Source organism: Dolichospermum sp. LEGE 00240, from assembly GCF_015207875.1.
Lineage (GTDB): Bacteria > Cyanobacteriota > Cyanobacteriia > Cyanobacteriales > Nostocaceae > Dolichospermum > Dolichospermum gracile.
In genome coordinates this window covers 26929-39809 of sequence record NZ_JADEVZ010000030.1, presented here as the reverse complement: position 1 = coordinate 39809, position 12881 = coordinate 26929, and the positions used below count along the sequence as shown (strand labels likewise).

The window sequence follows — 12881 nt, the reverse complement described above, 5'->3', positions numbered from 1 at the left end:
TGCGAAGTATTGATTAACAAACACATCTTATTTGTATTTCAATAAAAATAAATATGTTTAAATAAATTTAAGGATGTTCATGCAGAAACCAAGTATCACTCTTTAATAATGCACAAGCATGATCTTCAAGAGAAACACCAGGTAAGATAATTGAAAATATTAACATAATAATTCTATACTAAAAATACAAATTTCCTGATAAAAAAATGATTAAACATCTGCAAGGAAAAATAGCATTAGTCACAGGTGCTACCAGAGGAATTGGCAAAGGAATTGCCATTGGATTAGGTGAAGCTGGTGCTACAGTCTATATTACAGGACGCACTCTTGAACCTAATAATGACGGTCTTGGTGGGAGTTTACAAGAAACTGAAACCGCCGTTAGCGAAGCTGGTGGGGTTTGTATTTCTGTGCAAGTTGATCATAGTGATGATGAGCAAATTCGCCAACTTTTTGCCCAGATTGAGAGAGAACAAAATGGTAAATTGGATATTCTAGTTAATAATGTTTATGCAGGAGTACAAGCTATCAGAGAAGGTTTTGGTAAAGCTTTTTGGGAGTTAGAACCGAGTTTTTGGGATGCTGCGAATCATGTCGGTTTACGAAGTCATTATGTGGCTAGTATTTATGCTGCTAGAATGATGACAAAGCGGAAGGAGGGAATTATTTTTACTATTTCTTCTTGGGGCGGAATGTCTTATATTTTTAGTGTTCCCTATGGTGTGGGAAAAAGTGCTTGTGATAGATTAGCCGCAGATATGGCCAAAGAATTGAAAAAATATCATGTGACTTCTTTAGCTATTTATCCGGGGATTGTCGGTACAGAACAGATTACCAGTTTTGCTCAAGAACAGAGTTCAGAAGATGGTAAATCTCTATCATTTGGTGATGGTTACAATTGGGAAACACCATTATTCACTGGGAGAGCGATCGCTAGTTTAGCATCCGATCCTAATATTATCAAATATACAGGTAAAATCCAAATTGTCGCTGAAATTGCCAAGAGATATGGATTGGTAGATGAAAATGGTAATCGTCCTGTATCTTTACGTTCTTTGAGGTTTATTTTATCAAGGGGAATACCTTTTTTGAGAAATTATGCTGGGTTAATTCCTGATTTAACAATACCTTGGTTAGTGATTTTATTTTTTAGTAAATTTGGTTAAATAAAACTCTGGGAGATCACCCTAAACCTCATGTTGAATTAAATGACCGTCCTCCATGTTGATAATTCTATCAGCAATATCTAAAATGCGGTTATCATGGGTAACAATTAAAATTGAGCAATCTTGTTCTTTGGCTAATTGCTGCATTAAATTAACCACATCTCGTCCTGATTTACTATCTAAAGCAGCCGTAGGTTCATCAGCCAATACTAACTTAGGATGACTCACTAAAGCGCGAGCGATCGCCACTCGTTGCTTCTGTCCTCCAGAAAGATCAGAGGGATAATAATTAATTCTATCTCCCAATTTCACAGCATTAAGCATAGCTTCAGACTGAATATAAGATTCCCATTGAGAAATATTAGATTGCAATTCTAAAGACATTTGTACATTTTGCATAGCAGTTAAGAAATCTAGTAAATTATGAGCTTGAAAAATATAACCAATTTGCCTACGTATTTGAACTAATTCTTCATTACTAGCATTTAGTAATTCTTGTCCATTAAATTTTAAACTTCCCTCTTGGACAGAACGCAAACCACCAATTAATGTTAATAAAGTAGTTTTTCCTGAACCAGAAGGTCCAGTCATAATCACAATTTCTCCAGATTTGATCGTCAAATTAATATCAAACAAAGTTTGAATCCGTAATTTACCATAACCAAAGTAATGATTAAGCTTGGTAATTTCCAAAATATTAGCAGCAGGTAAATATTGCATAATTGGTTAATTAAAAATTTCTGCTGGATCTACCTTACGTAATTTATTCGTAGAAAAGAAACCCGATGTTAAGCACATAACAATTACAGAGGTAAATACTAATAGACCCTTATTTATATCCATCACAATAGGTAATTTAGTTGCATCTTTGGCAATATCATATAGTCCTAGAGAGATAGCAAAACCGGGAATGTAACCCAAGACAGCTAAAATTACAGCTTGCTGAAAGACAACATTCAAAAGATATTTATTTCTAAATCCCATGGCCTTGAGTGTAGCAAATTGGACAAAATGGCTTGATATATTACTATAAAGAATTTGATAAACAACAATGACACCAACAACAAAACCCATCGTTACCATCAAATTAAACACAAATCCAATCGGTGTTCTTAATGTCCAATAGCTTTTTTCAAAATCAATAAATTCTTGGCGAGTCATCACTATGACATCATCAGGTAAATTAGCAGATAAGGTTGCTAAAATTGTTTGTGGGTTAACATGAGGTTGCAGATAAATTGAGCCTATATCTACTTGATTTGATCTATGTTCTGGAAAGATTCTAAAAAAAGTAGAAGAACTGACTATTAAATTACCATCCACACCAAAAGAAGGCCCAAGGGTAAATAAACCACTAACTTTAACCTTGTAACCAACTGTTCCTAAATAACTAAATATCTCCATACTGATAGGTTTATTTTTCTGAAAATATTCAGCAATTGGTCCAAATTCTGGACGTGCGGCTCGGTCAAAAAATACTTGATCAGGAATTTTGAGCAATTGAAAATCTTGATCTATTTCGGGTAATCGAAAGATGGACTTAACCGGATCAAATCCCAGGACATAAATAGGATATTTGCGACCATTGAGAGGATTTTTCAGTTTAGCAAATTGGACATATAAAGGTTCAACTGATGCAATCCCATTAAAACCTAATATCTGATATAAACGACTGCGAGGAAAGCTTTGAGTAGAAGTCAAAGATTTATATTGGGAGCTAACTAAAAACAAATCACCTCGCAGATGTTTATGTACTTGAGTCGCACTAGCATAAAGAGCATCTTGAAACCCAATTTGCATAAACATCAAAACAGAAATAAAAGCAATACCAGCTAATGCGACAAGAAAGCGTACTTTTTGCTTGACCAATTGTAGCCAAGCTAAAGGTATATTTAAAATCATGTTTTACCTCCTATTGCCTATATAACTATTCGATTTTTTAAATACACCTTATTAATCATCCCAATCAAATTAATCAGAAAAATCATAGTTTAGACTTATATTTGAATAAGTACCTGAACTTGTAAATTAGTTAAACTAGAAACTCGTTGATTATCTGCTAAATTATCAATGCGGATTTTCACATCAACTATTTTATTATCTGTATCTGCACCAGGATTAGTATTAAAGATATTTTGTCTACCAACTTGTAAACCAATATCTGTAACTGTCCCTTTTAATTTTCCTGTAAAAGCCTCACCCGTGATAGTTACTGATTGACCTAGACGAACTTTTTTAATATCAGTCTCGTAAACTTCTGCAACCACATACATTTGTTGAGTTTGTCCCAATTCTAATATTCCTTTATTGGCAATTATTTCTCCTGGCCAAGTATTAATTTTGAGGACTTGACCATTAATAGGTGAACGAATAGAACTTAAATCTAGCTCTGCTTGAGCTTGTTGAACAGATGCGATCGCACTTTTCACATTTGCTTGAGCTAGTTTCACATCTGTAGGACGAATTTCTGCAATACTATTCAGTCTAGCTTCAGACTCACTTAACTGTTTTTGCAAAGTTTCTACAGTCCTTTTTAAATTAGCATTAGCTTCATTAAGTTGTTCCTGCACAGTATCCCTGCGTAATTTTCTAGTATCTGCATCAGCAGCAGAAATAGCACCATCTTGATATAATTTCTGATATCGTTTATTTTCGGTTTCTGAATTTTTTAGTTCAGCTTCTAAACGAGCAATTGTGGCTTTTTGGGTAGAAATTGATCCCCGTAATTCAGCTTCTAAACGGGAAATTGTCGCTTTTTGCGCCGAAATATCGCCTCCTTTCGCCCCTGCTTCTACTTGCTGAAGATTGGCTTGACTGACTTCCAATTGTCTTTTTGCTTTTTCTAAAGCTGCAAGATTAGGAATATAACTATCAAGAATTGCTACTACTTGTCCTTGACGAATTTTGTCTCCTTTTTTCACCAAAAGTTGATTAACTCTTATCCCTGTTTGAGAATTGGGTGCGGAGAGACGAATTACTTCTCCTTGGGGTTCTAACCGTCCTAAAGCAGCAACAGCAGTAATTGTAGGTGCAGAAATAGGGACATTAGGAGATATTGTAGAAGTTGATTTAGAATTTTTCTGAAAATATGCAAGGCTATAGATAAATATTACACTAGTAGCTATAACTCCAGAACTTGCTAACATTATCGGCCACAAACTCACAGGTTTTATTAATGAGTGCTTTTCCTTGTGTACCATAATTCTGCCTTTTAAATTAGGAAATATGACAGTATTTCTGATTCTCAATAAGAATCAGAAAAGTCGCTACACTTGATAACATCTCTTGATCACCTTATATCTAATGCAATATCCAAAAAAATACTATTGTCCAAAAATTATTTACCCAGTTGATTAATTACCCATGACACAAAATATTTAAATGCTAAAATTTTGATAGGTAATGGGTAATTAGTTACTGATCGGAAAATTTTAGATTTTGGATTTTAGATTTTGGATTGGGAATTTTTGGTATAAGTTCCCCGTCCCTTCAGCGCGGAATTAATCAAAAATCGTTAATCCAAAATCTGTTGACCATTACCAATTACCAATATCAAAAATTTATTTATTTAGCACGACCTCTTTCTCTTTTTTCTTGCGCATAATTGCCAAGTATTCACTCCGTGTTCCGTCTACTCGATAATGATCACAAATTTGACAAAGTTTGAGAAGATCCAAGCGACTGAATATTTTTTGATGCTCAATAGCGTTGTCATTACGCCACCGCCAGAATGTTGTTCTATCAATTCGCCGATTGCTTTCAGGCCATCTTCTCCGTGATAGAAAATCTACTAATTCATCTTCATGAAATGAGTAACCTTTTGGTAATTTGAGGAGGTCTTCTCGTAACTCATTCAGCGGGATGAGTGGATCTAATTCAGATAGTCTCATGCCAGCAATTCCTTGTAGTTTTTTAATTCCAATATTGCAGAAGCCAAATAATCCAATAAAGTTTAATTGACTAATTTCACCCTCAAAGACCGTTGTAAATTCACAGTCTAAATTTCCCTGATTTAATAATTTAGGTTAAACTTATTTTTGGGGAATTTCAACCTATATGCAACTAATTGTTTCATAAAACCTTATTTATCGCACTATCTTGGATTTGTAAAAATTGCCAGCATCAAATTATCAACTCCTTAAATACATGAAGAATTACTAATTTTTCATTATCTCAAACTTTGGACGTAAGTTGATGAAAAAATATTTTTTTAATTCCTTAGATATATTTGATAGTGATTAATTTTACAAATACAAAAAAATCTTTCTGTAGATAGATGCAAAGATTCACTATTTGGCATTAGAAACTAATCAAAAATAATTATTAAGAAGACTTGCAGCCGATTGCAGATTAATGAGGTACAGAATCTAAATTCAAAACCAGACAATAAACCAGTTTTACTCCTAACTTTTAACTCCTGAATTTTGCTGCATGATGCTTATTTAGTCCAACATAAAAGTTTTAATAAATTCAAGCCAAAGATATGCAATCTATATGCAACTTTGGTCAAAATGGCTAAAACTTAGATAATAATTTATGTATTGGATAAGCAAACATATTTTACAGACAACTCTATCAATTTTACATTTGCAAGACTTTTATGAAGTTGCACATAAATTGCTTATGAGTTGCAATAGAGTTGTCACCAAACTAAGATTAATTTAGGCGAAAAATTAATTTATAGACTACAGGATTAATCAGAGGATTCCATATTAAACCGCCACAGCATTCATCAATACTGTTAAGGATGAAAGACCAATATTTACCTATACCAAATTCATCCGTGTTTATCTGCGGTTAATTATTCTTGGAAATTTAACTCCATATTGCCTGCTCAAAAGAGCAAAATATGATCATGGCTACCTCCAAATTTGAAGTTGCTTTCGCACAGTTAAAAGATGAAATTAGTAACTGTGAAAAGTCTGTACTCAAGATGATAACGGTGAAGAAAAATATGCCTGATACTACCAATATGAAAAATGAAATTAATCCTAAATTGCGAACAAATGATGTAGCAATTATTGGTATGGCTTCTATTTTTCCCCAGGCGAAGAGTTTACAAGAATACTGGGAAAATATTATTCAGAAAGTGGATTGTATTACTGATGTTCCTGCGTCCCGTTGGAATATAGATGATTATTATGATCCTGATCCCAAAGCACCAGATAAAACCTATTGTAAGCGAGGTGGTTTTTTACCAGATATTGATTTTAATCCTCTGGAATTTGGCTTACCTCCCAATATTTTGGAGGTGACAGATATTTCTCAATTACTCGGTTTAGTAGTAGCAAAAGAGGCTTTAGAAGATGCTGGTTATGGTGCATCTCGACAATTTAATCATGAACGAACAGGAGTAATATTAGGAGTAGCAATTGGTAGACAATTGGCTGTTCCTTTAGGTGCAAGATTGCAAGATCCACTTTGGAAAAAAGTTCTCAAAAATAGTGGTTTATCAGAGGAAGATAGCCAGAAAATTATTGAAAAACTCAAAAGTGGATATGTGCAATGGGAAGAAAATGCCTTCCCCGGAATGTTAGCAAATGTGATTTCTGGACGTATCGCTAACCGTCTGGATTTGGGGGGAATGAACTGTGTAGTTGATGCAGCTTGCGCGAGTTCCTTGGGTGCATTAAGGATGGCTGTTAGCGAATTAGTAGAACATCGCGCCGACATGATGATCACTGGCGGTGTAGATACTGATAACTCAATTTTCGCCTATATGTGTTTCAGTAAAACTCCTGCTGTTTCTCCAGGGGAAAAGGTGAGACCCTTTGATGCTGATGCAGATGGAATGCTATTAGGTGAAGGCGTGGGAATGTTGGTACTGAAACGCCTAGAAGATGCCCAACGAGATGGCGATCGCATCTATGCAGTCATCAAGGGCGTTGGCAGTTCCAGTGATGGCAAGTATAAAAGTATCTATGCACCTCGCGCCGAAGGTCAAATAAACGCTTTAAATCGAGCATATATAGATGCAGGAATTTCTCCTGCCAGTATAGGTTTAATTGAAGCACATGGCACAGGAACGATGGTAGGAGATCCTACAGAATTTACATCTATTACCAGCGTTTTTGGCGAAAATAACCCGAAAAAACAGCATATCGCTTTAGGAACTGTTAAATCTCAAATTGGACATACTAAAGCGGCTGCTGGTGCTGCCAGTCTCATTAAAGCGGCTTTAGCATTACATCACAAAGTCTTGCCACCGACGATTAATATCAGTACCCCCCATCCTAAACTGAATATTGAAAACTCGCCATTTTATTTAAATACGGAAACTAGACCTTGGGTAAGTCATCCTACCCAACCCAGAAGGGCAGGAGTCAGTGCCTTTGGATTTGGTGGTACAAATTATCACGTTGTGTTAGAAGAATACGAACATGAACATCATCACCCTTACCGTTTACACCATACTCCACAATCCTTACTGCTATTTGCCCCCACCCTTTCAGAGTTGTTATCTCGTTGTCAACAAATCCAACAACAATTACAGGAGGAGAGTAAAGAAAAATACTATCAACAATTAATTACTGATGCTCAAACCGCTAAAATTCCCGTTAATTATGCCAGAGTGGGCTTTGTCGCCGATGATTTAGGGCAAGCTGGGGAATTACTGCAAATTGTCATCGAAGGGCTGAAAAACAAGCCTGAAGCCGAATTCTGGGAACATCCCCAAGGGATTTACTACCGCCAAAAGGGGATAGACGCAACAGCTAAAGTAGTGGCTTTGTTTTCTGGACAAGGTTCACAATATTTAGAAATGGGGCGGGAATTAGTCATGAATTTTCCCTGCTTGCGCCAAACCTACACACACATGGATAGCCTATTGTGTGAAGACGGGTTACAGCCCTTATCAAGTGTAGTATTTCCTCAGCCAGTGTTTGATGAAACAAAAAAGCAAATTCAGTTAGCAACATTGCAAAAAACTGAATATGCACAACCGGCAATTGGTGTATTTAGTGCAGGCTTATATAAAATCTTGCAACAAGCTGGATTTAAACCCGATTTTGTTGCCGGTCATAGTTTTGGTGAACTAACAGCTTTATGGGTTGCAGGAGTGTTAAATGAAGAGGATTATTTGTTCCTAGCAAAAGCTAGAGGACAAGCTATGGCTGCACCTGCAAATCCCAATTTTGATCCCGGAGGAATGTTAGCTGTCAAAGGAGATATTCATCAAATCACGGAAGTAATTAAAAAGTTTCCCCAGGTAGCAGTTGCTAATAAAAATTCTCAGCACCAAGTAGTATTAGCCGGCAAGAAACAGGAAATTAGTCAAGTCCAAGATATTCTCAAAAATCAAGGTATTACCACTTTTTTATTAGGAGTTTCCGCAGCATTTCATACACCATTAGTATCTCATGCTCAAAAACCTTTTGCCCAAGCCGTTGAGAAAGTAAATTTCAACGAAGCCCAAATTCCTGTTTATACTAATGTTACAGGTAGCCGTTATCCTCAAGAACCCCACGCCATTCAAAAAATTCTCAAAGAACAACTGTTAAATCAGGTGTTATTTCAGCAGGAAATTGAAAATATTTATGCTGCTGGCGGTTATTATTTTGTAGAGTTTGGTCCCAAAAATGTCCTTACCAATTTGGTGAAAGAAATTCTAAGTGATAAGCCACACATAGCTATAGCCGTAAATCCAAGTCATACCAAAAATAGCGACAAAACTCTTCGACAAGCCATAGTTCAATTGCGGGTAGCTGGATTATATTTACAAAATTTAGATCCCTATCAAGTCGCAACTAAAATTCCCGAAGTTCCCACTAAAAAAGTTTTAAATGTACGCTTAAATAGTACCAACATTACCGAAAGAAGTCAAAAAGCATTCGCAAAAGCCTTAGAAAATGGTCATCATGTAGGAGTAGTATCTCCCCAACCAACAATTAATGAGAATCATCAATTAAAGGGTAACAACAAACCGCCAACTTCATTTCACATAAATCAGCAGCCACAGGGTAACAACGACCACCCAACTTCACTCAATGGTAAATTAGAACAAGTCGAAATCCAACCTGATAATCAGGGAAAAGTTATTCACAACTTAGAAAAAATTATCACAGAATTTAGCCAGCAACAACGAGATATTATCCACGTTCATGAACAATCTTTACACAATCAGACAGAATACACAAAGACATTTTCTCAATTAATGCAGCAACAGTATTTATTATTGGGAAATAGTCAAACTATAGAACATCAATCCCAAACTCAACAACTAGCAATTTCCAACTCTGAACAGAACATGATGCGGTTTCATGATCATCAAGGTGATACCCTCCGCATTCATGAACAATATCTCAAATATCAACATGAATATACCCAAAATTACTTTCAACTTCTGCAAAAACATTTGCATTTACTGACCTCAGAAAATAAAGTCATCAACTTTGTAAATCATCCTCAAATTCAACAAGACTTAGAAAATGATCAAAAACCAGACTTATCTCAACCTCTTTCTCTCTGCGCCTCTGCGCCTCTGCGTGAAGAAAAAACCTTTGTAAATCATCCTCAAATTCAACAAGACTTAGAAAATGATCAAAAACCAGACTTATCTCAACCTCTTCCTCTCTGCGCCTCTGCGCCTCTGCGTGAAGAAAAAACCATCCCAAATATAGCTACCCTTAGTCAAACTCTACTAAACGTTGTCAGTGATAAAACAGGCTACCCAGTAGAAATGTTAGAACTGTCAATGGATATGGAAGCAGATTTGGGAATTGATTCTATCAAACGGGTAGAAATTTTAGGAGGTTTATTAGAACTATATCCCGATTTACCTAAACCCAACCCCGAAGAATTAGGACAATTAAGAACTTTGGAACAAATTGCTGAATATATGCAAACTTTAGTTCCAGATATCTTAAATCAACAAGTAGAAATATCAACAGCAATTATTAGCAAAGAGGTATTAGTAGAAGTTCCCCAACCAGAATTAATTTCAGCCACACCTGTAGTTGAAAAACAGCAACAAGAAGTAGAAATTTCCCCAGATTTAAGTGATATTCTGCTAACAGTTGTCAGTGACAAAACAGGTTATCCTGTGGAAATGCTAGAACTGTCAATGGATATGGAAGCAGATTTAGGAATTGATTCTATCAAACGAGTAGAAATTTTAGGAGGTTTATTAGAACTATATCCCGACTTACCTAAACCCAACCCCGAAGAAATTGGAGAATTGAGAACTTTAGGCGAAATTGCTACTTATATGCAGCAACAAGCCCAGAGAATTCCTAATTTATTAACTGAGGAAATAGTAGAAGATATCACAATCGCATCTGTACCCAATATTCGCCGCAGTATTGCTAAATTACAGCAGCTTCCCACACCAGATAGTTTAGAATTTTCTCTTTCTGAAAATCACATTGCATTAATCACTGATGATGGTTCTTCCACTACAGAGAAATTAGCAGAAAGTTTGATAGCGAAAGGTTGGAAAACTGTAGTTTTAAGTTTCCCCGGTGTCGAGTCAAATGTTCATGCGGGTATGAATAGAGTAGTTTTAAGGGATTGGAATGAAGACAGTTTACAGCAACAGTTAAAACAGATTGCTGATAATTATGGGACTGTAGCTGCATTTATTCACCTTCACCCAGCAACATCATTAGACATAGATAAATCTATTCTGCGTCATGTCTTCTTAATCGCTAAATATCTCAAAGAACCACTCAACGCAGCCGCAAAATTTGGACGCAGTTGTTTTATTAGCGTTGCGCGTTTAGATGGTGAATTTGGCTTAGGAGAAAGCCATAATTTTAGTGCAATTTCTGGAGGATTATTCGGACTTAGCAAGAGTATTAATCAAGAATGGGAAAATGTATTTTGTCGTTCTCTTGACTTAAATCCAGACTTAGATCCAGAAACATCTGTAAAAAATATCCTTGCAGAAATTTATGATGCAAACTTGTTAATTCAAGAAGTAGGATATAGCAACAAAGGTAGAGTTACTTTAATTGCAGATTTTAGCCCATTACCAACTACCAATTCTTCAAGAGAAGTTACTAAAGATCAAGTATTTCTCGTGAGTGGTGGTGCAAAAGGAATCACAGCCCAATGTGTCATAAAAATCGCCAAACAATATCAATGTAAATTTATTCTTTTAGGGCGTTCCAGCACAGAAGTTGAACCAGTTTGGGCAGAAAATTGTGAAAATGAAGCAGAATTAAAACAGCGAATTTTAGAAAATTTTCAAGCCCAGGGGGAAAAACCAACACCGATAATGGTACAGAAAAAGTATCAAATTATTTCCTCACAGCGAGAAATTCAAAATACTCTGAAAGCTATTGCAAAAGCTGGAGGGGAAGCAGAATATCTGAGTGTAGATATTACTGACACAGTATTACTAGAATCAAAACTTGCAGATGTAATTGAACGTTTTGGGGCGATAACAGGTATAATTCATGGTGCAGGAAACTTAGCTGATAAGCGCATTGAAAAAAAATCAATTCAAGATTTTGAAAATGTTTATGCAGCTAAAGTTAAAGGTTTAGAAAATCTCCTGCGGTGTGTACCAGCAAGTCAATTGCAATATTTAGTTTTGTTTTCTTCCGTAGTGGGGTTTTATGGAAATGCGGGACAATCAGATTATGCCATAGCTAATGAAATCCTCAATAAATCAGCCCATCTAATTAAGTATAATTACCCCAACTGTCATGTTATGGCTATTAACTGGGGACCTTGGGAAAGTGGTATGGTATCATCAGAATTAAAGAAAGCTTTTGCAGCCAGAGGAATTGAAGTTATTCCCGTAGAAACAGGAACACAAATATTAGTTGATGAACTAACAACGGCTAATCAAGGCACAGTTCAATTAGTGATTGGTAGTCCATTAATTTATGTTCCTGCAACTTTATCAAATGATTTAAAGACCTATCGGATTAAACGCCGATTAACATTAACAGAAAACCCATTTTTACAGGATCATGTTATCGCCGGTCGTCCCGTAGTTCCTGCTACCTGTGGGTTATTATGGATGACTAATGCTTGTGAACAACTCTATCCTGGATTTACAGCCTTTAGTTCTCCCAATTTCAAAGTTTTAAAAGGCATAGTCTTTGATGAAACCTTCGCAAGTGAATATATTTTAGAAATTCAAGAACTTGCGAAACATGAAAATTGGGAAATAGAATTTGCTGCTAAAATTAGCAGTCAGACACCAGACGGAAAAATCCGCTATCATTTCAGCACAAATCTAATTCTCAAAAGAGAAATTCCCACACCTCCAAGTTATGTAAACTTGAACTTTAATCAGGATGAAAACTTTCTCGAAACCAATCAAGAATTATATCAAGTCAATGCTTCTAGCCTATTTCATGGATTCACATTCCAAGGCGTAAAATCAATTTTAAATACCAGTCCTAGTCAGATAACCATTGAATGCTGTTTACCAGAACCAACTACACAGCAACAGGGACAATTTCCGGTGCAAACATTCAATCCTTATATAGCAGATGTCCAGATTCATTCTCTCTGGATTTGGACACAACACTTTCATCAAGTTGGATGTTTACCATCAGAAATAAAGCATTTTGAACAGTTTGCAAAAGTCCCTTTTGGTGAAACATTTTATGTTACTTGTGAAGTCCAATCAAAAACAGAATCATCAGTAGTTACAGATGTGATTACCTATAACCGTCAAGGACAAATTTATAATCGCATGATTGGCGCTAAAGGAACAATTCTACCTCGACAAATAGCCAAAGATTAGATTTTTTCACG

6 protein-coding genes are annotated in these 12881 nt (G+C 35.8%); 2 read left to right on the top strand and 4 right to left on the bottom strand.

All coding sequences use genetic code 11. From position 1 onward, the window contains the following. The first annotated feature begins 209 nt into the window (after positions 1-209). Positions 210-1166: an SDR family NAD(P)-dependent oxidoreductase gene (locus tag IQ226_RS12010; RefSeq protein WP_193895676.1), complete on the top strand. Its 957-nt coding sequence runs from the start codon at positions 210-212 to the stop codon at positions 1164-1166. 21 nt (positions 1167-1187) lie between these two features. On the opposite strand, the gene IQ226_RS12005 is transcribed toward IQ226_RS12010, so the two are convergent. The 4 genes from IQ226_RS12005 to IQ226_RS11990 form a co-directional block, all read right to left on the bottom strand. Beyond that, positions 1188-1886: a DevA family ABC transporter ATP-binding protein gene (locus tag IQ226_RS12005; RefSeq protein WP_193895651.1), complete on the bottom strand. Its 699-nt coding sequence runs from the start codon at positions 1884-1886 to the stop codon at positions 1188-1190. A 6-nt stretch (positions 1887-1892) separates the two neighbouring features. Then, on the bottom strand, positions 1893-3068 hold the full coding sequence (devC, locus tag IQ226_RS12000; protein ID WP_193895649.1) for an ABC transporter permease DevC: 1176 nt from the start codon (positions 3066-3068) through the stop codon (positions 1893-1895). 95 nt (positions 3069-3163) lie between these two features. After that, positions 3164-4366, bottom strand: coding sequence for an ABC exporter membrane fusion protein (locus tag IQ226_RS11995; protein WP_193895647.1), 1203 nt, complete (start codon positions 4364-4366; stop codon positions 3164-3166). A 360-nt stretch (positions 4367-4726) separates the two neighbouring features. Further along, positions 4727-5056, bottom strand: a complete 330-nt coding sequence (locus tag IQ226_RS11990; RefSeq protein ID WP_027402676.1) for a hypothetical protein — start codon at positions 5054-5056, stop codon at positions 4727-4729. A gap of 965 nt (positions 5057-6021) precedes the next feature. Here IQ226_RS11990 and IQ226_RS11985 point away from each other — a divergent pair. Next, a complete protein-coding gene (locus IQ226_RS11985) occupies positions 6022-12870 on the top strand; it encodes a type I polyketide synthase (protein ID WP_193895645.1) in 6849 nt (2282 codons plus the stop codon). The last annotated feature ends 11 nt before the right edge of the window (positions 12871-12881 follow it).

What these genes read in the sequence shown, in the direction of transcription:
- IQ226_RS12005 (WP_193895651.1), bottom strand. Translation starts at nt 1,886, where the DNA reads ATGCAATATTTACCTGCTGCTAATATTTTGGAAATTACCAAGCTTAAT.
- devC (WP_193895649.1), bottom strand. Translation starts at nt 3,068, where the DNA reads ATGATTTTAAATATACCTTTAGCTTGGCTACAATTGGTCAAGCAAAAA.
- IQ226_RS11995 (WP_193895647.1), bottom strand. Translation starts at nt 4,366, where the DNA reads ATGGTACACAAGGAAAAGCACTCATTAATAAAACCTGTGAGTTTGTGG.
- IQ226_RS11990 (WP_027402676.1), bottom strand. Translation starts at nt 5,056, where the DNA reads ATGAGACTATCTGAATTAGATCCACTCATCCCGCTGAATGAGTTACGA.
- IQ226_RS11985 (WP_193895645.1), top strand. Translation starts at nt 6,022, where the DNA reads ATGGCTACCTCCAAATTTGAAGTTGCTTTCGCACAGTTAAAAGATGAA.